The 22,247-nt window shown below is 41.7% G+C and carries 20 protein-coding genes; 9 read left to right on the top strand and 11 right to left on the bottom strand.

Annotation, left to right across the window (positions count from 1 at the left end):
* Positions 1–135: 135 nt before the first annotated feature.
* Positions 136–3,420, top strand: coding sequence for a TonB-dependent receptor (locus ACFEL9_RS09300; RefSeq protein ID WP_385888785.1), 3,285 nt, complete (start codon positions 136–138; stop codon positions 3,418–3,420).
* Positions 3,421–3,473: 53 nt separating this feature from the next.
* Here the strand turns inward: ACFEL9_RS09300 and ACFEL9_RS09305 are convergent, their stop codons facing one another.
* Together ACFEL9_RS09305 and ACFEL9_RS09310 are read right to left on the bottom strand one after the other, a co-directional pair.
* On the bottom strand, positions 3,474–4,244 hold the full coding sequence (locus ACFEL9_RS09305; RefSeq protein ID WP_385888787.1) for a DUF4846 domain-containing protein: 771 nt from the start codon (positions 4,242–4,244) through the stop codon (positions 3,474–3,476).
* Positions 4,245–4,376: 132 nt separating this feature from the next.
* On the bottom strand, positions 4,377–4,922 hold the full coding sequence (locus tag ACFEL9_RS09310; RefSeq protein WP_385888788.1) for a 2'-5' RNA ligase family protein: 546 nt from the start codon (positions 4,920–4,922) through the stop codon (positions 4,377–4,379).
* Between the two features lie 108 nt (positions 4,923–5,030).
* On the opposite strand from ACFEL9_RS09310, the gene ACFEL9_RS09315 reads away from it, so the two are divergent.
* On the top strand, positions 5,031–6,323 hold the full coding sequence (locus ACFEL9_RS09315; protein ID WP_385888791.1) for a serine hydrolase: 1,293 nt from the start codon (positions 5,031–5,033) through the stop codon (positions 6,321–6,323).
* Positions 6,324–6,348: 25 nt separating this feature from the next.
* Here the strand turns inward: ACFEL9_RS09315 and ACFEL9_RS09320 are convergent, their stop codons facing one another.
* A complete protein-coding gene (locus ACFEL9_RS09320; RefSeq protein WP_385888793.1) occupies positions 6,349–7,131 on the bottom strand; it encodes an NIPSNAP family protein in 783 nt (260 codons plus the stop codon).
* 136 nt (positions 7,132–7,267) lie between these two features.
* The gene (locus ACFEL9_RS09325; protein WP_385888794.1) at positions 7,268–8,635 is read right to left on the bottom strand and encodes an amidohydrolase family protein; all 1,368 of its coding nucleotides are present in this window, start codon (positions 8,633–8,635) and stop codon (positions 7,268–7,270) included.
* Between the two features lie 118 nt (positions 8,636–8,753).
* Between ACFEL9_RS09325 and ACFEL9_RS09330 the strand changes: the two genes are divergently transcribed.
* From ACFEL9_RS09330 to ACFEL9_RS09350, 5 genes are all read left to right on the top strand, one after another.
* Complete coding sequence (locus tag ACFEL9_RS09330; protein ID WP_385888797.1) at positions 8,754–9,251, top strand: deoxycytidylate deaminase; 498 nt, start codon at positions 8,754–8,756, stop codon at positions 9,249–9,251.
* 123 nt (positions 9,252–9,374) lie between these two features.
* Positions 9,375–9,626: a DUF4342 domain-containing protein gene (locus ACFEL9_RS09335; protein WP_385888798.1), complete on the top strand. Its 252-nt coding sequence runs from the start codon at positions 9,375–9,377 to the stop codon at positions 9,624–9,626.
* Positions 9,627–9,877: 251 nt separating this feature from the next.
* Positions 9,878–11,401 (top strand): serine hydrolase, encoded by a 1,524-nt coding sequence (locus ACFEL9_RS09340; protein ID WP_385888801.1) that lies wholly within the window; start codon positions 9,878–9,880, stop codon positions 11,399–11,401.
* Positions 11,402–11,584: 183 nt separating this feature from the next.
* On the top strand, positions 11,585–13,177 hold the full coding sequence (locus ACFEL9_RS09345; protein WP_385888803.1) for a Na+/H+ antiporter: 1,593 nt from the start codon (positions 11,585–11,587) through the stop codon (positions 13,175–13,177).
* Between the two features lie 72 nt (positions 13,178–13,249).
* A complete protein-coding gene (locus ACFEL9_RS09350) occupies positions 13,250–13,615 on the top strand; it encodes a hypothetical protein (protein WP_385888806.1) in 366 nt (121 codons plus the stop codon).
* A gap of 483 nt (positions 13,616–14,098) precedes the next feature.
* Here the strand turns inward: ACFEL9_RS09350 and selD are convergent, their stop codons facing one another.
* The 7 genes from selD to ACFEL9_RS09385 form a co-directional block, all read right to left on the bottom strand.
* Positions 14,099–15,178 (bottom strand): selenide, water dikinase SelD, encoded by a 1,080-nt coding sequence (selD, locus tag ACFEL9_RS09355; RefSeq protein WP_385890048.1) that lies wholly within the window; start codon positions 15,176–15,178, stop codon positions 14,099–14,101.
* Complete coding sequence (gene mnmH, locus ACFEL9_RS09360; RefSeq protein WP_385888808.1) at positions 15,178–16,257, bottom strand: tRNA 2-selenouridine(34) synthase MnmH; 1,080 nt, start codon at positions 16,255–16,257, stop codon at positions 15,178–15,180. The genes selD and mnmH overlap by 1 nt, the downstream gene beginning before the upstream one ends.
* Before the next feature lie 196 nt (positions 16,258–16,453).
* On the bottom strand, positions 16,454–17,212 hold the full coding sequence (locus ACFEL9_RS09365; protein ID WP_385888810.1) for an SDR family NAD(P)-dependent oxidoreductase: 759 nt from the start codon (positions 17,210–17,212) through the stop codon (positions 16,454–16,456).
* Positions 17,213–17,265: 53 nt separating this feature from the next.
* Entirely contained in the window at positions 17,266–17,745 is a 480-nt protein-coding gene (locus ACFEL9_RS09370) for a cyclophilin-like fold protein (protein WP_385888813.1), read from the bottom strand.
* A gap of 67 nt (positions 17,746–17,812) precedes the next feature.
* Positions 17,813–18,871 (bottom strand): alpha/beta hydrolase, encoded by a 1,059-nt coding sequence (locus tag ACFEL9_RS09375; RefSeq protein WP_385888815.1) that lies wholly within the window; start codon positions 18,869–18,871, stop codon positions 17,813–17,815.
* Positions 18,872–19,004: 133 nt separating this feature from the next.
* Positions 19,005–19,622, bottom strand: coding sequence for a DapH/DapD/GlmU-related protein (locus ACFEL9_RS09380; RefSeq protein ID WP_385888817.1), 618 nt, complete (start codon positions 19,620–19,622; stop codon positions 19,005–19,007).
* 64 nt (positions 19,623–19,686) lie between these two features.
* Positions 19,687–20,565, bottom strand: coding sequence for an AraC family transcriptional regulator (locus tag ACFEL9_RS09385; protein ID WP_385888820.1), 879 nt, complete (start codon positions 20,563–20,565; stop codon positions 19,687–19,689).
* A gap of 411 nt (positions 20,566–20,976) precedes the next feature.
* On the opposite strand from ACFEL9_RS09385, the gene ACFEL9_RS09390 reads away from it, so the two are divergent.
* Both ACFEL9_RS09390 and ACFEL9_RS09395 read left to right on the top strand, forming a co-directional pair.
* Positions 20,977–21,441: a (2Fe-2S)-binding protein gene (locus tag ACFEL9_RS09390; RefSeq protein ID WP_385888823.1), complete on the top strand. Its 465-nt coding sequence runs from the start codon at positions 20,977–20,979 to the stop codon at positions 21,439–21,441.
* A 103-nt stretch (positions 21,442–21,544) separates the two neighbouring features.
* Entirely contained in the window at positions 21,545–22,195 is a 651-nt protein-coding gene (locus tag ACFEL9_RS09395; RefSeq protein ID WP_385888825.1) for a hypothetical protein, read from the top strand.
* Positions 22,196–22,247 lie beyond the last annotated feature (52 nt).

A 22,247-nucleotide genomic window follows, 5' to 3' on the forward strand; every position in this document is an offset into this window, starting at 1 on the left:
CAGCACCTTGGGCAAAATCAAACTCTTACTAGTCATGGGATTAAACAAAAAGGGGATAGCAATTTGTTAATATTTGCCTAACGACCGAATGTTATTATTCCCTTTCTTTGCAAACTAGAAAACAAACAAACAATCATGCTTAAGAGAATCTTATTCATGGCTATTATTTCACTAATAGCCACCTCGGTCACTATGGCCCAGGTAACTTCCAGTAGTATTAGTGGTTTTGCAAAAACCGATAAAAATGAAGGTTTAGCCGGCGCAACCGTAACAGCAACCCATGAGCCTACTGGCACTGTTTACCGTACCGTTAGCCGTACAGGGGGCCGTTTTGATATTCAAAACGTAGTTCCCGGCGGTCCCTACAACATCAAAGTAAGTTATGTCGGCTTCACCGAATTCAGCAAATCCGACATTTATATCCCCCTTGGAGAAACCTATGACTTGCAGGCTGCATTGGCCGGATCGGGGCAGCAGCTTAGTGAAGTAGTGGTGGCAGCTTCGAGGAGAGGTAATACAGAAAAAACCGGGGCTTCTACCAGTTTTTCAAGAAGGCAAATACAAAACACGCCGAACATCGGCCGCAGTATAGAAGGGCTTACCAGGTCAACCCCCCAGGCAAATGGTAATAGCTTTGCCGGAGCTAATTATCGGTATAATAATATCACTATCGATGGCGCCTTATTCAATAATAACTTTGGACGTTCCGGTGACGGTCAGATTCCTGGTGGAGGTGCCTCACCAATTTCGATTGATGCCCTTGACCAAATACAGGTAAATATAGCACCGTATGATGTAAGGCAGGCAGGGTTTGTAGGCGCCGGAATTAACGCTGTTACACGGAGAGGTACCAACACCTTTGCGGGTACGGTTTATGGATTTTACAGAAATCAAAACTTCAATGGAGAAAAAGTAAGGGATGTTGAAGTTGCGAATGCAAAAAGGTCGACTAAAGTATTTGGGGCAAGTGTGGGTGGCCCTATCATTAAAAACAAACTTTTCTTTTTTGCTAATATCGAAACGGAGAAAAGAACTTTGCCAGGACAAACATCTGTTGCTAAGAGAAGCCCTACAGATAACAACCCCAATGCTACTTCTGCCCTGGCAAGCGATCTGGATAACCTTGCCAATTATTTGAAAAGCACTTACAAGTTCGATCCCGGCGCTTATGAAGGTTATGATTTTGCAACAGAAAATTTAAAATTCGTAACCCGCCTTGACTGGAATATTAATGACAGGCACCGCCTTACCCTGAAATATAACCAATCAGAAACGGATGATGATGACAGGGTGAATTCGAACAGCGGACCTAATCCACGTTTTAGCAATAGCAGAAGAGGTGGTAGTGCGACAGGTGGTTTGAATTTTGCCAGCTCAAACTTTAAAAATAATACAAAAGTAAAATCAGCAGTCGCTGAATTGAACTCAACGTTTACTTCTAAATTTTCTAACCAATTGATTGGTTCGTATACACGTACTCAGCCTATCCGTGTCCCGAACAGTGCGTTTCCTTTTGTGGACATTATGAATGGCACCAGTGTGTATACTTCTTTTGGCACTGACCTCTTCTCTTATGAAAACAAGATAGACGACCAGGCTTTTAACATCGCTAATAATGCTACATTTAATCTCGGACAGCATACATTAACTGCCGGCGCCAGCTATGATTATTTGAAATTCGAAAATTACTTTTCAGATTTTGGAGGACCCAGCTATTATCGCTTTTCATCACTACAAAGTTTTTTAAACAATGAAGCTCCCAGCTTTTTTGCCCTGACATATAGTTATGATACAAAAGACCCTGGTAATATTCCTCCTGCCGCTGCCAATTTTGCACAATTGGGTTTTTATCTCCAGGACGCATGGGCTACTAATAGCAAGTTTAAATTAACTTATGGATTACGGGTCGATAAACCTTTATACACTTATGATGCCCCGCGGAATCCAGCTTTGGAGAAAATTATTTTCAAAGACGAAAATGGGGCCGATGAAAGTTTTGATGTAAGCAAATGGCCTAAGTCAAAATTATTATTCTCCCCACGAGTTGGATTTACGTATGACATTGAGGGCAACCGGAACCTGATTGTAAGAGGTGGTACCGGTATTTTCACCGGCCGTATACCTTTTATCTGGCTTGTTAACCAGGTAGCAGACAATGGAGTGCTGAGATCCATCTACCAGGTTTCTGATGCCGCTGCATTGGCCGATTATAAATTCAACCCGGACAGAACGGCCTACATCAACAAAATAACGATTCCACAACCCGGCACCGCTATTCCTTCAGGAAGACCGGGCTATAGCGCTGCGGCTTCTGATTTTAAAATGCCACAGGTTTGGAGAACCAATATTGCTTTTGATAAAAAGATGGGGAACGATTATACTGCAACTCTTGAGGGTATTTTCACGAAGTCGATTAACAATGTATATTTTAGAAATGCAAATCTTGGCACAGAGAATGGTGTCTTGAATAATGCTGGCAACAACAGACCTTACTTTAACACCAGGCTGAATAATGATATCAGTACCATGATCGTAATGGATAATGTCAGCAAAGGTTTTAGTGCATCATTGACAGCTCAACTTCAAAAAGCTTTTTCCAAAAACTGGGAAGGGTTTATTGCTTACACCTATACTTTTGCACAAGACCTTAATATCGGAACGAGCGACCGTGCAGCCAGTAGTTACTCAACCAATAATATCGCCGAAAACTCCAACAAACCCGAGCTAAGTTTTTCTAACTTCTCAGTTCCGCACAGGATTGTTGCTAATTTCTCATACAAGTTTAATTACCTGAAGAACAAACTGGCAACAACAGTTGGATTGTATTATAGTGCTTCTTCACAGGAAAGATATCATTTCCGGTATGCCGGTGATGTTAATGGTGATGGCCAAACCAATGACCTGATGTATATTCCTGCTGATCCGTCTCAAATTACTTTTGTAGAAGGCTTTAAAGTCGGCAGCAAAGTTTACACTGCTCAGGAACAAAAAGATGCATTCTTTGCTTTTATTGAGAATGATCCTTACCTGAGAAAGCACAAAGGACAGGTAATGGAAAGAAATGGAGCTACTCTCCCATGGACTCACGATCTAAATCTGCGTGTTTTACAAGATTTTTCCTTCAACGCGTTGGACAGGAAACATACGTTCCAGTTTACTGTTGATGTTGTGAACTTCCTGAACCTGTTAGACAATAGTTGGGGCACAAGATATTCTTATAATTTTGGCGGCTTTAGCGACCAAGGGTTATTAGGTCTTCCAACCTCAGGAACTTCAAGCAACAATACAGGAAACGAATCTTTCAACAGGGCAACACCAAAATATACCTTTAACCCTGGCGGTCCGGGTAGTGTATACAGAACTGATTTTTCTACATTTAGTACCTGGGGAATACAGCTGGGCTTGCGTTATATTTTTTAATCATGTTTTGACATAAAAAACCCGGAAAATTTCCGGGTTTTTTTATGGCCATCTTAAAACCTATACAGTTGGCTCAAATCAAATGTCCATTCAGGCGTAACTACTTTAGTTTGGCCATTGATCCGATACCAGGGACTTAGCTTACTGTCCAACGGATTTTTTACAATATGAATATCTTGCGCGGGCATATAACTTTGGGCTAACATAAATATTTTTTCTCCCTCACCATTCGCGGCTACATCTACCACAATCATCGCATGCCCGGGAAAACCCCCTTTAATAAATACATCTCCAGGGTAAATATCATGCGGGTCCGATACAGGCTTCAATTGTTTTTGTAAGGATGCCGTGCCACACATACCAAAAACAGTCTGCAGATAGCGTTCAAACCCATTTACATCCGAGTCTCCCTTCCATCTATAGGCCGTGTTGTTATTATCACGAAAGATGATCTCTTCATATCGCTTGCAAGAAAATAAATATTCAGCCCTGAGACGCATCACTGCATCCGCACATTGTTGCAGATCCTTTTTGCCGACCGGCTTGTCCAACACGGCAAACTGGGCCTGCTGATTTCTTTTCAACGCTCCATTGTATAAATAAACATGCCTGTCTTTTTTCAGTGCAATATCCCGCAACCATGCACCGAATGAATCCCGTGGCGCTGTTACCCGTTTAAAATTTTCGGGCGGCAAAATATCATTTATAGTTGCCGGAAACGGCGATGCTGCTATAAAATTACTTTGTTGATTATTCCAAACAGAAACATTGCCTTTACATCCCGTAACAATAAAGGCAAAAAAGAACAATAAGGCTTGTCCCATGGTAGCTGGTTTGGAACACTAAGAATCGTTCGCAAAACTTTTCCATATAACTACAGAGACATTCCATGTTAATATTTTCAAAATGCAGGAGGATTGTCTATAACTCTCAACTAAAAAAACAAGGGATACAACTTAGAAAGTCTTTCCGCTAATGACATCCCATCTGCCTGGCCCTAACTTTAAAAGAGTGATCTCATTCACCACAAAAAATTCATCGTGGACTTTTTTCGAAAAATGCTCCCACGCCTTTTCAAAATGCGAAGGTTTCATATCCCTGTTGGCAATTGTAATGTGTGGATGAAATGGCCTTGTATCTTTTTTAATGGCTGGAAAAAAATTTGCAAAATGATCTTCTGCCCGTTTCTTTAATTGCTCCAGTTCCGGAAAGGTTTTTACATCCACAAACAAAACTCTTTTTTTAAAATGCGAGAAGCCGTTTAGCCGGATAGTTAGTTCATCCATGGTACTGGCAAAAGATTGGAGTGTATCCAACAACTTTTCCTCTTCTGCATCTGGTACCCAAAAAGGCGGAATCAACGTAATGTGGGCGGGTGATTTCATTGCTACTATGCAACCAAACTGGTCTCTCATCCAGATCTTATACCGGAGAATTTTTTCATTCAGCGGTGGCGGACAAATCAACGCCACAAAATACATATGATGTGCGGCTTTCTGCACCCTTCATTTTTAAACTAAATGATAAAGTTACCGAAGCAAATCGTTCTGCCAGGAATGGATCTTCACCAGAATAATTATATTTATTCTTTCTAATCCCGGATACTTTTCATGATGCGATATCTTTTTTTATTTCTTCTTTTCCTTTTCTTTAATCATACTGCCCCTGCCCAGGTGAAAAGTGATGCTCTTTTAAAAAAGATTTTAGCGACACAGTCCGATAGTTTATTGGAAGCCGTGTTAAACCATCCTGAAATGTATCGCTACCAAATAATTTACACCCGTATAGACAGGGACAAAAACAATATTCCTTCGTTTAAAAACTATTATTACAATGTCAATGCCGAACGCTATTTCAACCCGGCATCCGTTGTGAAAATGCCATTAGCTTTTCTTTCTTTGGAAAAGCTGAATGATATCAAAATTCCCGGCGTAAACAAATTCACGGCCATGCAATTTGACAGCGGCTGGTCGAGGCAAACAAAAGCATACACTGATAGCACTGCAGAAAACAATTTACCCTCAATAGCCCACTATATTAAAAAAGCTTTCCTGATTAGTGACAATGATGCTTATAACCGCCTATATGAATTTGTGGGACAGCAAACCATCAACAGGCGATTGCATGACATGGGCTATCCTGGCATCCGTATCACCCGCCGTTTTATGCGCATGAATGCGAACGAAAACAGGCATACCAATCCTATTCGTTTTATCAACAAGGATAATGGAGTGATTTACCGGCAAGGAATGCAGGTAAACAAAGATTCATTTGACTTTAGCCGCATTTACAAAATGGGAAAAGCACATTATAATTCGCAGGATAGTTTAATCAATGAGCCTATCGATTTTACAACGGCTAACAACCTCCCGTTGGAAGATATGCAACAGCTACTGCAGTCAGTACTATTTCCTGAATCAGTACCAGCTACCCGACGGTTCCGCTTAACCAGGGATGATCTTAATTTTCTTTACCGGTATCTTTCGCAATATCCATCTGAAACAAATTACCCTAAGTATGATACCAGCCAATATTATGACAGCTATGTAAAATTTTTCTTTCGCTCACCTCAGCATAGCATGCCGGCACATGTCCGGGTTTTTAACAAGGTGGGATGGGCCTATGGTTGCCTGACGGATGTATCCTATGTAGCCGATTTTAAAAACAAAGTGGAATTTATGCTGGCTGTCACTATCTATGTCAATAGCGATGGCATTTTGAACGATGACAAATATGACTATGAAACTATCGGCTGGCCCTTTTTGTACAAAGTAGGACAAGCTATTTATCAATATGAGCTGAAACGAGCAAGAACATACAAACCCGATCTTTCCAGATTTAAGATGAAATACAGCTTACGAAAAGAAGACGGACGGCCTGCGATCAGGGATGCTGATAATTAACAGTCCGTACTTTTTGTATTCCTTGTTACAGATCAGAATATTCAGCGGGCCGCAAAAATATAATGTCGATATGCGATACATTATGTTGATACTCTGGCATCGAAGAAATTTTCTTCCATTCAGCATCATTTGAAAAGCTTTTCCAGTGCGCATCCCTGTCCGCCATATTTTCAAAGCTTGTCATATACATGAGATTTGGCATTTTACTTCCGGCTATTACTTCACTGTAAAAAATAGCGTTAAAGCCTAGTCTCTTGAACAAAGCAATCTCCCCGCCTTCATTAAACATCTGCACTTTATTTTTAAATATTTTCTCCGATGCACTCTCATAACTTCTCAATTCATAAACCCGGTCTTTTTTAGCCGCTTTCAGTTGGGGCAATTGCAGTTGCGGCGCCCATGGGAATGCTTTGGCAAGAATTGTTTCCATTCTTGTAAAAAAAGGATCAGTGTATACCGCATTGATGTACTCACTGCCTTTTGCCTGGTAGTCTTTATCAGCTTGTAAGCCGGTTTCAATCTTACCGATCATATCAAGCGAGGACAATGGCAACAAAACATACAACGACTTAGCGGTTGATGTATCATTGCTGATAGCTTTAAAGACTCCGACCTGTTTAATCTTCATCCGGTGTAAGGCAGGCAACAATGCATTTTCGAGATAGGCATCTAGTTTCTTTTCCTGGTCGTCCTTTGTATAGTGATAAATAGTAAGCTGGTAAAACTCACGGCCATCCTTACGTGTTTGTGACCAGCACAATTGTTGCAATAGAAAAAGGCCAGCAAAAAGAAGAGATATTTTTTTCATATGTTTATTTGTTATTGGTTTTTGGCCATATGGAATCTTGCCTGTCGGCAGACAGGTTCGTCAAATAATCATCCCGGTTGGTGATCCGCCGCGGCGGATCATGGCTCATTTCATAAAAATTGATTGAATAGAGGTATTATTTATTTTTCTCCAGTTTTTTTAATTCTGCTTTGATATATTCTTTATTCATCCAAAGAGTCCCCATCATCACTCCTTCAATATTTTTTGAATGATCAATATTCTCCAGTGGATTATCATTTAGCAACAACAGGTCAGCCACCGCTCCTGCTTTAATCACGCCAAGATCATCACGGCCTAAAAATTTACCGACGTTTACCGTTCCTGTTTTCAGCGCCTCATAAGGTGTAAGACCTGCATCAACCAGGTATCTCAGTTCATGATGGACCGAAAATCCGGGTACATCAAAAACCTGTGGTGCATCGGAGCCAAGCAACAGGCCGACACCGCTTTTATTACAGGCAGCTATCAGTTTCCTTCTCACGTCGATCAGGCGGCTCGCAGTTGCAGGATTGTAATTGGGATTATTGAGTAAATTCTTTTTTGTCGTAACCCAGTTTTTTAGAGTGCCGGCATCCATGTATTTCATTTCTTCTTCCTTAGCCAGTGCATCGGCATCACGGGTTGGATGAAACCAGCGTTCTGCCAATGCCTGTGTCGGCACTACCCAAATATGATGATTGCGCAAGGAGTCAGTAAGTTTTTGAATTCCCGTTTCATCCACTTTATCAGCAATAAAAAGTCCAAACAAACCCGTTTCCTCTGCTTTCACGTTTTCTATTCCCGGCACAAGGCTCTCCACGAATCCGTCAAGATGGTCGATGGTAGCATAACCCGCATCGATGGCACGCCATACGCCTACGTCAAATGAAACATGTCCTGCAAAAGGGATATTCACTTCTTTGGCCGTCGCTGCCAGGGCGGCAAAGTTTTCTTTCGTAAGACCGGGATGCAATTTTAAAAAATCATAGCCCGCTTGCTTTTGCTCTCTTACCATCGCTGATGCCGCTCCCGGTGTTTTCACACTGTTGCCGTTAAAAGAAGGGCCCGACGTAATAAATCGCGGCCCAATTATTTCGCCACTCTGAAGTTTGGCTCTTAATTCCAGGTGTCGCGGATGACCCAGCATCCCCCTGATAGTGGTTACTCCTTTCAATGCAAACAGCATCAATACGTCTTTCATTGCCGTCAAATCATCAACCGGTGGTACATGGGCGTGCATTTCTGCGAGGCCGGGTAGTAAATATTTTCCTTTAGCATCCACAACTACTGCATCCTTACTGTAGACCGATTTGCCAGACAGGTTAATGGCAGTTATCACCCCATCCTTTACAACAACATCACGATTTTTCACTACTTCATTCTTATCCATCGGGATAATGTTCACCCCTTTAAACACAACTTCTTTTTGCTTGTTATCAACCGGGGATTGAGCCACGCAGGAAACAAGGGAGAATATTGCAAAAAGCAGGATTAAACTTTTCATGGCAAAAATTTAAGATGCAAAAAAATGGCGTCGTTAAATGTACTTCATTTTATACTTTTGACTGCCGTGATTATTTGATTACTGCAAAACAATATTTAATAAAACTTCTATTATCATTGTGAAAAAAAGACAAGATTATATTTCGTGGGATGAGTATTTTATGGGTGTGGCCCTTCTGTCAGCCAAGCGAAGCAAAGATCCCAATACCCAGGTTGGCGCCTGCATTGTCAATGATAAAAATAAAATTGTAGGAGCAGGCTATAACGGCCTGCCCATTGGCTGTGATGACGATGAATTTCCCTGGGAAAAACGGGGTGATTTTCTGGACACCAAATATCCGTATGTCTGTCATGCAGAACTAAATGCTATTCTGAATAATATCGGCATGGATTTAAAAGGCTGCCGGATTTATACTGCTCTCTTTCCCTGCAATGAATGTTCAAAGGCAATTATTCAATCAGGCATTATCGAAGTGATCTATCTTTCCGATAAATATGCTGACACTGACACTGCAAGGGCTTCCAGGCTGATGCTGGAACGAGCAGGCATCCAATACAGGAAGGTAAAGGCGAATATCCGGGATTTACTTTTATCATTCAAAGAGGAAGATGTATAGTCCTTTAGGTTTATCATACCGATTGTAATAAAAAGCTGATTAAACTTTACTGCCTTCCTGATTTGGCTCAGCCTTCACCGATAGTAAAAACATAACTTTAATAACTAAAAAAATCGGCTAACTATGTCATCCACATTTAAAGAAACCTTTACGTTAAAGGGCGAACAGTTACTGAAGAAAATAAAAGAACTGATCGAGGAAGGCAATGTGAGAAAAATCACCATTCACGATAAAAACGACAAAGAGATCATGTCCTTTCCACTTACGGTAGGTGTTGTCGGTGCGGTATTAGCTCCGGTGCTGGCTGCGGTGGGTGCACTGGCTGCCTTAATTGGCGAATGCACCATCGCTGTGGAAAGAGAAGAAAAAATCTAAAGCAACTGAAACAAAGAATTAAAAGAGTGGTCAACTGCCTATAGTTGCTTAGCGGATCTTTGCGAAAAACCTTTGTGTTCTTTGCGGTTAAATCTTTTTACCAAGGCCAGGAAAATACGCAAAGAGAACAAAGTTTCGATACTGGCTAGGTCTTACGAAAATTTTATCCGGCACCTCAAAATAAGAATTAGCCCAAACAGGCGTCTTCCTGGGAATTTGTTGTAACTTCTGTCCGCCTTTAAACCAAAACAATGAACCGGTTTCTTCTTTCGCTGGCAGGAATGATCATCATTTCCACTCACCCGTTTTGTCAATTAACACCATCTCAAACAGAAAAACTGGATAGCTTTATCACCAAAGCCATGAACGACTGGCATCTCATGGGTCTCGCCATCGGCATTGTAAAGAAAGATTCAGTGCTGTTGGCAAAAGGATATGGCTACCGGGATTATAGGAATAAATTATCCGTGAATGAAAACACGGTTTTCCCGATAGCATCCTGTTCCAAAACTTTTACGGCGGCTCTTATGGGAATTGCTGAAAAGGATGGCAAAATTCAATTGAATAAACCGGTGCATCAATATTTCCCGGAGTTTCAACTTTACACTGACCAATTGACCATGCAGGTAACAGCTGAAGATATGCTCAGTCATAGTACAGGATCAGCAGGACACGATTGGGCATGGACATTTAATACCAACTTCCCGAAAGAAGTGTACTTAAAAAGAATAAAACACCAGGAGCCATTTGCTCCTTTGCGGACGCAATTTCAGTACAGCAATTTTATGTTCTTCGCATTAAGTGTGTTAAGCGGTAAATTATATAACACAACGTGGAATGATCTTGCCGGTAAAAAAATATTTCAGCCGCTGGAAATGAATAATACGTATAGCAACTACGCCTCACGAAATAATAATTATACAAATGCAGCACTCACCTATGAATTCAACGATTCCTTCCGGTTAAAAACCACGAACCAGATGGATGATCTGCTCGGAGCAGGCTCCGTTAATTCAACTGCCGCTGACCTGGGGCATTGGTTGCAAATGTGGATCAACGGGGGAAAGTATAAAAACAAACAGGTGCTCAGCCGGGATTTTGTAAAAAAATCTATTGAATCGCATTTCGTGGTTCATAGCGGAATAAATGATCAATATCCTGATGAGCATTTTACCAATATGGGTTTGTGCTGGTTTTTGTCTTCCTACCGGGGGCATTACAAGGCCCATCATAACGGAAATATAGACGGCTTTTCTTCCAGTATCAGTTTTTTCCCTTACGATAGCCTGGGAATAGTGGTGCTTACTAACCAGAATAATTCCCCACTGATAAGTCTTGTTCCGGGTTTCGTTGCGGATTTAGTATTTAATCTTCCCGTTCGTGATAAAAATTCCGCTTTTATCGCAGCCCGAAAAAAGTATGAAGGCAACACAGCAAAACCTGTATTGGTAAATGTTGATACAATCAGCACCAGGCCGCTCTTTTCAATTGAAAAATATACCGGGCTATTTGGTAACGCCGGCTATGGAGAAATAAAGATCGAACACTATAAAAAAGCGCTTTTGTTAACTTATTATAGCCTGAAACTTTTATTGATCCCGAAAGGCGGACATCGCTTTTCCAGTCACTACTGGTGGGAAGAAGGAATTTTTCCGAATGGCGTTGGAGATGTCGTATTCAAATTTGATAAGAAAGGTACGCTCCAATCATTTCAAATTCCTTTTGAGCCAATGGTAAAGGATATAGTGTTCCGAAAATTTAACCTACCGAAATAGTCGCACTTATTTTATTAACCATGAAGCTCACTGAGATTTACACAGGGGCCACGAAGTGTTTCTCTGTGTGCCCAGTGCCTTCTTTGTGTAATCCCTGTAGCTATATTTTCCCTGTTTGCATGGCGACAATTTAGAATGCACCCCTCCCGGCAGACATAGCTTTCAAACACTTATTTTTATGCTATGGAAAATGTCAGCCTTATTATATTGCTTTTATTTGGTATCACTTTTCTGGGTCTTTTAAGCTTCCGGTACAATTTCCCTTTCCCCATTGTATTGGTATTATCCGGCATCGCCATTAGTCTTATACCGGGTTTGCCGGTTATTTCTCTTAATCCTGAAATTGTCTTTGTCATTTTCTTGCCTCCCATTTTATATGCCGCCGCCTGGAATACGAGCTGGCACAATTTTAAAGCTGCAATAAGCCCGATTGCAAGGGCTGCAGTTGGGCTTGTACTGTTAACTACGTTGCTGGTGGCTGTGGCCGCACACCTGCTCATTCCCGGGTTGAGCTGGCCGCTGGCTTTTTTGATCGGCGCCATTGTATCGCCGCCCGACGCGGTAGCCGCCACTTCTGTTACGAAAGGATTGGGACTTCATCCCAGGCTGATTACCGTATTGGAAGGCGAAAGCCTGGTAAACGATGCCAGTGGGCTGATCGCTTACAAATATGCGCTGGCGGCTGTTATGGCGGGCAACTTTGTGTTGTGGCAGGCAGGGCTCAATTTTCTTTTAGTCGTAGCAGCCGGTGTTGCCATTGGTCTTGCCATCGGTTACCTGCTTTATTTTATTCACAAGAAATTTGTTTGCAATGCGGTTATTGAAGTCACCCTTACTTTTCTTACACCATTCGCTTCTTACCTGCTGGCGGAGCACTTTCATTTTTCCGGTGTCATCGCTGTAGTCACTACAGGACTGTATCTCTCCTATCATTCCGGCCACATATTCAGCCACGAAAGCCGGATCATGGCCTATTCTGTTTGGGAGGTTGTTATCTTTATTTTAAATAGTCTCATCTTTATTTTGCTTGGCCTCCAGTTGCGCAGCGTTATCCAGGGCATTGACGATTATCCCGCCGGTACATTGGCGTTATATGGCGTGGTTATTAGCCTCGTTGTCATACTTGTCAGGTTTGTATGGATACTGCCCCGCGTTGCCGTGCCGGCTTTGCGGCGCAGAATGATAAGGGATAAGATTGACCCACGCAATATTGTAGTATTTAGCTGGGCGGGCATGCGTGGCGTGGTATCCATGGCGGCTGCATTGGCGCTGCCATTAACGCTATCCAACAACTCTCCTTTTCCCTACCGTAACCTTATCATTTACCTTACCTTTTGTGTGATCGTATCCACCCTGGTACTATTGGGTTTTACATTGCCCTGGATCATTAAAAAACTAAAGTTGCCAAAACATTCCATGGAGGCAGAGGAATACGAGGTTCGCAATCACGTAGTCACGGAGACCATCACGCATATCGAAGAAAATCTTTCCCGGGTACAGGACACTTTACTTAACAATATCAAAAGCAAATACGAAGTAAAATACAACCGGCTGCAACGCACCGATCTTCCCGCCAATTATTTTGGCGATGGAAAAACATTAGGCGCAAATGTTTTTAATGAGTACACGCAACTACAGATTGATATGATAGCCGTGGAAAGAAAAACGGTAGAGCGATTGCACCGGGAAGGCAAATCAAGTGATGAAATACTGCGAAAGATCGAAAAGGAACTGGACCTGGAAGAAACAAGGTTGAAGCTGGAGATGTACCAGTAATGACTTATGTTGGATAACAGCCGGTCATGTTTTTGTTCACCAAATAGAAACATGCCAACTTTACAAAAAAACATGAACGATAAGGACCAATTGATCAACGAATCGTTCGAAATATCCGAACACATCCGGTACATAGCTGTATACGACGATGACGGCCTTGTCATGAAACAGCGTAGCGATATCACGCATGTCAGCTCCAATGAGTCAGATAAATATGAAGAGATCCTGGTCAACCCGACATTACTCAAACTTGCTTCGCAGCGGGGTAATATAGACTGTGGCGGTCTTGAATATTTTATTATCCGTTATGGTAATTTTTTTGTTTTACTGATTCCTTGTAAAAAGGGACATGTAAATTTTGGGATAGAGCCTGAGGCCAATCCTCTTTTGCTTGTTGAACCTGTTTATGGGTTATTGAGAAGATACAGAATGAAATAGGAAAAACGTCCTATCATCAGGCATCCTAGCTGTCGTCGAAGTTGGTCTTGCTAAATTTTATAAAAAAATAAACTTGTGTCACTATGAATGAAAGTGTCATTAGAAAAAATGATTGCCACATATCTTGGAAATCACTTGTGATAAAGACAATTGTCGCAATTAAGATAGGAACAAGAAAAAAAGTCAGGGAACTAATAAATTTGTTCTGTCTTACTTTGTCGTTAAGATTAAAAAATACGGTCAAAGAACAAAGTGTCAAAACAAAAGTCCAAAAAATACCAGCAAGTGTCATTATAGCAATTCCTTGATTACCTTCTAAACTACCTGCTTCTTTTGAATAATAAATTTGAATAGACAGAAATGTCAAAAAACTACTTAACACAAATGTCAGTAGCAAGTTTATACCAAGTCTTTTCGCTATCACTTTTTTTATCACTCTTGTTAATTGAAGTACACAAAATATTTCATTTTTTTCGGAATCCCTCAGCATTCAACATCACCCACCAAAACACACACCGCTTCCCTCTCCTTAAAATATCCAATCGGGACAAGATGTTTTGCCAGGTCATATTCTTTCAGCAATGATTCCACTTCATTGGCAGCTTTTGGATCAGCGGCAATCAACAACCCGCCACTAGTTTGCGGATCGGCCAAAATACTTTTTATGATTTCGCTTTTTGCCGCATTGGCATTGATGGCAATCTTATGCCCATAACTATCCCAATTGCGTTTGGTGCCACCGGGCACACATTGATGACCTATATAATACTCAAGATCGCTATTGATAAGCGGAACCATGCTGGCATCAGGAATGACGGCCGTTAAGTTACTTCCCTCGGCCATTTCGGTCAAGTGGCCCAACAAGCCAAAACCCGTTACATCGGTCATAGCCGTTACGCCTTTTATCTTTCCCAGCGCCTCTCCTGGTTTATTTAATTGCATCATTTGTTTGGCGGCAACGCCGAGATGTTCTTGTTTTAGTAATCCCTTTTTTTCAGCCGTAGTTAAAATGCCAACGCCCAATGGTTTGGTGAGATAAAATGAATCACCTGCTTTTGCGGTATTGTTTTGTTTGATGTGGCTGGTAGCAACGATTCCGTTTACTGCCAGGCCGAAAATCGGTTCCGGCGAATCAATACTATGCCCGCCGGCAAGGGGAATACCCGCTTCGGCGCAAATACTTTTTCCACCTTCAATCACTTGTTTGGCAATATGCGGCGACAGCTTATTGACGGGCCAGCCCAGGATAGCTATCGCCAGCAGTGGCGTGCCACCCATGGCATATACATCGCTAATGGCATTCGCGGCCGCTATCCGTCCGAATTCAAACGGGTCATCCACCACCGGCATAAAAAAATCAGTAGTGGATATTAACGCTGTTCCATTACCCATATCATACACCGCGGCATCATCTTTACTATGATTGCCGACCAATAAATTTTTATTATCGGGTAAAGCCATGCTGCCGGATAATATTTCTTCCAGCACTTTTGGTGAGAGTTTGCATCCACAGCCTGCTCCATGTGAGTATTGGGTAAGCTTCACTATTTCTTCTGTTGTCATCATTTTACCAGCAATTCATGCGTTGTTATCTTATCCGCAATCAACGGAGCATTGACAGTGCGGCAATCCAGGTTGGTCAGCGGCGCCTTCGATTGATTGCGTTTGTCCAACGCTTTGTTATATAATTTATCGTAGTACTTCAGCAAAATGCGGAAGCAGGATTCAATGTCCCCTGCGGCCAGGCTTTGCAGGGCGGTTTTCGTTTCCAGCCCGCCCAGCCTTTTTTTGATCCGCGTTATAGCATTGTTCATTTTCTCCAGGTCCAGTTGTCCGTATTCCTCTACTATATGCTTCAGCCGCTCTTCAAAAGGAATGGTAATAAAAAGAAGCGGTGATTGCGACATGCTGTTCCATAATGTATGCGGAATATTAAGGTCGCCGATCCGCTGACTTTCATCTTCCAGCCAAATATGATCCTGCTGGTCCATCGATAACGACGCAGTATGAAATTGGCCGTTACCATTCGATGCCACATCGCTTTCTATACAAGCTCTTAATTCATGGCCCAACAGGTTTTCAAACATTTCCTGTGTGGGCTGTTTAGGCATCCCGATATTACCAAAGGCCGAACCTTTATGACAAGCCAGTTTCTCCAAATTGATAATGCTGGTTCCTTTCTTCTTCAGTTCATCCAGCACATAGGTTTTACCCGAGCCGGTATAACCACCGAGTATATGGAAAGAAAAAGGAAAAGAAAATGTTTCGATTATCCAGTGGCGATAAGCTTTATAACCACCCGTGAGTGTATACACTTTGAATCCGTACAAATCCAATAACCAGGCAACACCAGCGCTGCGCATACCACCCCGCCAGCAATGCACCAATACGGGTTTTGGCCCGGGAGCCGCTGACAGCGAAGCAGTCAATGATTCAACATACTCAACCATGGGCCGCATTTTAGAGCCGAAGAAATCGAGACCCAATTTGATAGCTGCTTCCCTGCTTTGTTGCTTGTAGGCAGTACCTACTATTTTTCTTTCCTCATCACTAAACAGGGGGAGATTATAAGCACCGGGTATATGTGCATGATTATATTCTCCCGGCGAACGAACATCGAGGACAGGAAACTTTTTTCCCAACTCCAGGAAATGGTCGATATGTAATTTTTCAATTGCCAGATTGCGAAGTTAGGCATTAAAGAAGCTGGATAAAATGGCGTCCTGACTGTTGTGGATATCTGCCTGCAAAGAAGGCATAAGATGTACTTGTTATTAAATCGGTGCTGCATCAATGACATACCGTTAACGAGCTTCTTTGTTTATCAACTACCTGACTTCAGACGAAACCTACTCGTGTAATCTTTTCACACAAGGCAAGGAATTTCTCCTGTACAGCTGCATCATTAGCCGCCGGCAGATAATGAGCCTGCCTTTTATGGTGGAAATAGCACCCGCTTACTTTGGCTTCAGGGTGGTTGCTCACAGCAAGCCATACCTGCGTTTGAAATCCTCCTTCAAGATTGTCAGGTGCACTTGCACCGCCCATTTTTGTAGGTACCCAACCGGGGTCAACTGCATTGGCATATACATCTGCCCATTTACGTGCTACGGCCATAGTAAGGATCACATCGTGAAGCTTCGTGTCGGAGTAGGTTACACGATTGTATTTACCCGCAGATAAACTATCAAGGTTAGGGTTGCCCTGAAGATGCATATCTGAACTTAGATAAATAAGCCGTTTAGGTTTTTGCATTAAACAGGTGAGGATATAAGGCGCAAGACTGTTTACCGCAAATAATACCGGCAAACCTTCTGCACCTATGCTATTCTTTGAAACCTGGTAAACTCCGGCATTGTGAATCACCGCATCGAACTTCCCTAAAGCATTGGCTTTTGACGCCAATGCTTTTGTTTCCTCAATACTGGAAAGGTCAGCTGTCAGTACACCGGCTGCACCCGGCGCTTTATCTAATGCTTGTTTCCCCCTCTCTTCATTGCGTGCATGAAGAACAACCTGGTGGTCAAGGTTAATCATTGCCTTTGCTGCCAGGTGCCCCAGTCCATCTGCCGAGCCGGTGATAAATATTCTCGCCATTGCACTTGTTTGAGCTTATACACTTTATTAAAGAACAATTTTTCTAGCTGCCATTATTTATTTTCCAATACGAAAGTAACAGTAACATTTCCCGACCCGACAGCATCGGCAAGCCCTGTAACATCAGCAATACGTCCCAGCCTTGTATAACTATACGATGTGGAAAATGCTTTATAGAAAAGCACTAAAGTGTTAGAGCCGTACAACATCAAATCGCCAGCTTGTATAGTTCCCGGATTAGAAGCGTTTGTCGGGATATCCCTGGATAAATCAACATACTTCTCGTTTCCATTTAGCTCCACCATATTGACAGTCATCGGCAGCATTGATTTGAATACGTTTGTTGTGGCATTGTCATACAGCGTTGCCGTGAACGTCTTGTTTCCAATTTTTATTTTCATTTTGCTTCCGGTTGGATTTGAGTTGTTGCTACTGTTGTTTTCGACGCCGGGTACTGTACTATCTTTATCACAAGAAGCACAAATGGTAAAAAGAGAGAATGCACAGAAAACAAGCCAGAGTAATTGTTTCATAAAAATATTTAGTTAACAGTTTACAACAGTTCTAACCAATCCAACAGACAACAACATTGATACTAACTTATTTCAAGTTTTGAGTGAAAAAGGAAGTTAATTTATCAAAGGGAATTAATTCTGTTTTGTCATACAAATCAACATGAACGGCATTCGGAATAATCATTGACTCTTTTGGCTCGGCTGCGGCTTTGTAAGCATCCTCGGTGAAATAACGTGAATGGGCATTTTCACCTGCTATTAAAAGCATGGGCCGGGGTGAGATTTCTTTGATGTATGTTAAGAGCGGCATATTCATAAACGACAAAGCATTGGTTGCAGTCCATGCACCGTTTGAGTTTGGTGAATTTTTATGAAAGCCACGCGGGGTTCTATAATAGTCGAAATAATCTTTTACAAATTGAGGTTCGTTGCCTTCCAACTTTTCAGGTAAAATACGTAGGCCAGCTGTTGGTGTTTCCTTCTCTGCATCTTTCCAACGTTGCTGGCTCATCTGCTCCAGCATCTGAGTGCGTTGTTCAATAGTGAGTCTATCATAATAACCTTTCGCCATAACCCGTGACATGTCATACATGCTGGTGGTTGCAACGGCCTTCACACGTTTGTCAATTGCTGTGGCATTCAACGCCATGCCACCAAAACCACAAATACCAATGATGCCAATCCGGTTCCTGTTTACAGATGGTTGTAATCCGAGATAGTCAACTGCTGCACTAAAATCTTCCGTATTAATGTCGGGCGATGCTACATTACGTGGTTCGCCTCCACTTTCACCTGTATAAGATGGGTCGAATGCAAGTGTAACAAAGCCACGTTCTGCCATTGTGTTAGCATATAGCCCCGAAGATTGTTCTTTTACTGCACCAAACGGGCCGCTAATGGCAATTGCGGCCAAAGGTTCGCTGCTACGATTTTTAGGTAGATATAAATCGCCTGTAAGAGTTATTCCATACCGGTTTTTAAAACTTACTTTTTGTCGGCTTACTTTATCACTTAATTGAAATGTATAGTAATCTGTTTGTTCTGTTTGTTTCATCGTTTTGCTTTTTTCTTTTTGCATTGTTTGTGAATTTGCCTGTCCCATCATCATTAGACACAACATCGTAAAAACTGCTATTCTTTTCATGTGTATATTTTTTGTTTTTTGGTCACATGGAATCTTGCCTATCGGCAGACAGGTTCACCATAAAATTTTCATCGGTGATTGGTATAATACCTCGAAAATTTTATGGCTCATTTCATGTTTTCAAAATTTATGATTAATCAATTTGCTTAATAACTTTAGCAGGAATACCAACCACAACCGTATTTGCCGGAACATCATTTGCAACAACTGCACCGGCAGCTACAACAGCATTTTCACCAATAGTTACTCCAGCCAGTATAGTAGCTCCTGCACCAATCCATGCATTTCGTTTAATAACTATTGACTTACAAATAAGTGCTTTTCGATTGGCAGGATCTAATGGATGATTTTCGGTGATGAGATTAACCTTGGGTCCAATATGTACATCATCCTCGATGGTTATTCCACCCATATCAAGACAGGTGCAGGCATGGTTAATAAAAACGTTTTTGCCTATTTGAATAAAGCGGCCAAAATTAGTGTAGAACGGAGCAAACACAGTTGTACTCTCATCAATCTGAGTACCTGTTATTTCACTCAACCGTTCCCTTATTTGATTAACATCGGTAGAAGTATTGAGTTCAGCAGATAATTTTATTGTACGGTTAACTATTTCAAGCACCTTGGGATATTCCGGATCATCTAACCGGAATAACTCTCCGGCCTTCATTCTGTCAAAAATGTCCCGATCGTTCTGGTTGAAGACATTTTTGCTTTCCCACCTGTCCACTGTCGTTGAATTTGATAACATACCACAAAGGTATTTTAGCCCCTACCCTGTATGGTAAAGACTATCAAACCAATGCTTAAGAATTTCAAACAATTTCAGCCCGCAGGGATGAAGGGGCTGCTCCGGTCATTCGCTTGAAATAGTTATTAAAGTAAGTAGGATATTCAAAACCAAGTGCGTAAGCAATTTCAGCAATAGCCAGGTCAGTATGAAGCAATAATGCCTTTGCTTCGGCTATGATTCTTTCAGCAATATGCGTAGTAGTTGATTTGCCGGTGATTTCCTTAACTGAACGATTTAAATGATTAACATGTATAGATAATGACTTTGCATAATCCTGCGCAGTCTTTAATTGAAGCGGACGGTCTGTGCTTTCAATCGGAAATTGCCTTTCTAATAGTTCGAGGAAAACAGAAGTGATTCTTGAAGAGGCTTTTTTATGTGTGTCATAGTTTTCAGAAGGCTGCAGTTTCAGGGCTTCGTGAATAATCAAATTAATGTAGTTGCGTATGAGGTCGTCTTTATAAGTATATTCGGTTTGTTGTTCATCAATCATTTTTTGGAAAATGCTATTTAAAAACTCCCGTTGCTTTTCCGATATATTTAAAATGGGCGTGCCGCCAATCTTAAAAAAAGGTGACTGTTGCAGGCTTTCGGAGCGGTCAGATAATTTTAAAAAGTCTTCAGAAAAAAGAACGGTGTAGCCTACATAGCTTCTCGAAATGGTCTCCCAGGAATAAGGGATATGGGGATTACCAAAAAATAAAACAGTGCCCTCCGCCTCAAAACTTCTGTCGGCATAGTGAATGATGCTTTTGCCCGTAGTGAGGCAAATCTTATAAAAATCCTTCCTGCTGTAAATGCGGGTTGCGCTACCATCGCTTTCAATTTGGAACACTTTAAATCCCTTTAGCTTTAGTTCATTATTGAACTCCGAAATAGAACGCACATTCTTGTTTTGCATGAAGCAAAGTTAAGAAAATCAAATAGTGGGTTTCTAGAAAAATACTTCATGACCATTGGATAGCATAAACACGGCATCAATAGCAACGGAATGCGCAGAAATAAAATTTCTATAATTCGTGTCGCAGGTAGGTTGAAATAGCCGAATCATCCCGGCTCAGCAACCGGTAAACGAATTCATAAGTTACCCACCGAATTGAACAATAGCTGAACGATGCTAGTCCGGTTTTTTAAGTTAACGAATCGGCGATTGTTTGAAAAACGTAATAAATGGTTTGAAATTCATAAAAAACCTGCGGTAGAACTAAAATACCTTTGAAAGATGCACTGTTTTTGCTGTAACATAAAAGTTCTCCTGATTCAGACCAGGAAGGCCAAAAATATTTTCTCACTTCTAATGTGTCACTAACGTATGATCTCACTAAATGTAAATCAGAAAACATACCAGGTGGATGTAAGTCCTGACATGCCGTTACTATGGGCGTTAAGAGATTTCATCGGCCTTACCGGAACGAAGTATGGCTGCGGCGTAGCACAATGTGGCGCCTGTGTCGTGCACCTGGATGGAGAAGCTGTTCGTTCCTGCATTACTAAAGTCAGCCGTGCCGAAGGGAAAAAAGTGACGACGATTGAAGGCTTATCGGAAAAGAATGACCATCCGTTACAAAAAGCGTGGCAGGAAATTGATGTACCGCAATGCGGCTATTGTCACTCAGGACAATTGATGTCAGCAGCCGTTCTTCTCAGGGAGAATCCGAATCCTACCGACCAGGATATTGATGATGCCATGGCAGGTAATATTTGCCGCTGCGGCACTTACCCACGCATTCGTAAGGCCATTCATTTAGCAGCGGAGAAGCAGCGAAAAGGTTTTTAAATAGTGTAACCGGGATGCAGGTACCAGTTTTTTCAATCTTGTGCAGTAACAAGCAGCGGTTTTTTGAATACAAAATTTGATACTGTTAAACTCATTTCATTTTATGAAACAGCATTCGGCATTTAAGGCAGGGCATTTTTTTCCTGTGAAAACAATTACTGTCATGGCGATAATTCTTTCAGTTGTTGCAGTAATGACTTCGGCATTTAAGAACAAGAATGATTTTACAGGCAATGATGGAAAATATCACTACATCAACAAGGACAGTGTTGAATCAGTAAAGGCCTTTATGCAGGTGTATAAAGTATTGATGAGTCCGCGTTGTATGAACTGTCACCCTTCGGGAGATGTACCACTACAGGGAGACGATAATCATTTGCATACAATGTTTCCAAAAAGAGGCAAAGACGGCAAAGGTGTCTATGCAATGAAATGTTCGAACTGTCATCAACCAACGAATACAGCAGGATTAAACACACCTCCCGGTAACCCAAACTGGCATTTACCACCGGCTGATATGAAAATGGTTTTCCAGGGCAGAACAGCTCACCAGTTGGCCAAACAATTAATGGATCCAAAACAAAATGGTCACAAAACAAAGGAACAGCTAATTGAACATGCAGACGATGGTTTGGTTTTAGCTGCGTGGAATCCCGGTGAAGGCCGTACACTTCCGCCGATGAGTCACGCGGAATTTAAAAAGGCATGGATCACCTGGATCGAAAAAGGTGCTTATGCTCCCAAAGCGAGATAACTTTTTGACAGATGAAGAAAATCTTTGAAAACATTTTACCACATTAATCCTG

This window comes from Terrimonas alba (assembly GCF_042434975.1).
Classification (GTDB): Bacteria; Bacteroidota; Bacteroidia; order Chitinophagales; family Chitinophagaceae; genus Terrimonas_B; species Terrimonas_B alba.

Bases quoted from the DNA above. Each gene is read 5' to 3' on its own strand.
- ACFEL9_RS09300 (WP_385888785.1), top strand. From the start codon at position 136: ATGCTTAAGAGAATCTTATTCATGGCTATTATTTCACTAATAGCCACC.
- ACFEL9_RS09305 (WP_385888787.1), bottom strand. From the start codon at position 4,244: ATGGGACAAGCCTTATTGTTCTTTTTTGCCTTTATTGTTACGGGATGT.
- ACFEL9_RS09315 (WP_385888791.1), top strand. From the start codon at position 5,031: ATGATGCGATATCTTTTTTTATTTCTTCTTTTCCTTTTCTTTAATCAT.
- ACFEL9_RS09320 (WP_385888793.1), bottom strand. From the start codon at position 7,131: ATGAAAAAAATATCTCTTCTTTTTGCTGGCCTTTTTCTATTGCAACAA.
- ACFEL9_RS09325 (WP_385888794.1), bottom strand. From the start codon at position 8,635: ATGAAAAGTTTAATCCTGCTTTTTGCAATATTCTCCCTTGTTTCCTGC.
- ACFEL9_RS09335 (WP_385888798.1), top strand. From the start codon at position 9,375: ATGTCATCCACATTTAAAGAAACCTTTACGTTAAAGGGCGAACAGTTA.
- ACFEL9_RS09340 (WP_385888801.1), top strand. From the start codon at position 9,878: ATGAACCGGTTTCTTCTTTCGCTGGCAGGAATGATCATCATTTCCACT.
- ACFEL9_RS09345 (WP_385888803.1), top strand. From the start codon at position 11,585: ATGGAAAATGTCAGCCTTATTATATTGCTTTTATTTGGTATCACTTTT.
- ACFEL9_RS09350 (WP_385888806.1), top strand. From the start codon at position 13,250: ATGAACGATAAGGACCAATTGATCAACGAATCGTTCGAAATATCCGAA.
- selD (WP_385890048.1), bottom strand. From the start codon at position 15,178: ATGACAACAGAAGAAATAGTGAAGCTTACCCAATACTCACATGGAGCA.
- ACFEL9_RS09365 (WP_385888810.1), bottom strand. From the start codon at position 17,212: ATGGCGAGAATATTTATCACCGGCTCGGCAGATGGACTGGGGCACCTG.
- ACFEL9_RS09370 (WP_385888813.1), bottom strand. From the start codon at position 17,745: ATGAAACAATTACTCTGGCTTGTTTTCTGTGCATTCTCTCTTTTTACC.
- ACFEL9_RS09375 (WP_385888815.1), bottom strand. From the start codon at position 18,871: ATGAAAAGAATAGCAGTTTTTACGATGTTGTGTCTAATGATGATGGGA.
- ACFEL9_RS09380 (WP_385888817.1), bottom strand. From the start codon at position 19,622: ATGTTATCAAATTCAACGACAGTGGACAGGTGGGAAAGCAAAAATGTC.
- ACFEL9_RS09385 (WP_385888820.1), bottom strand. From the start codon at position 20,565: ATGCAAAACAAGAATGTGCGTTCTATTTCGGAGTTCAATAATGAACTA.
- ACFEL9_RS09390 (WP_385888823.1), top strand. From the start codon at position 20,977: ATGATCTCACTAAATGTAAATCAGAAAACATACCAGGTGGATGTAAGT.
- ACFEL9_RS09395 (WP_385888825.1), top strand. From the start codon at position 21,545: ATGAAACAGCATTCGGCATTTAAGGCAGGGCATTTTTTTCCTGTGAAA.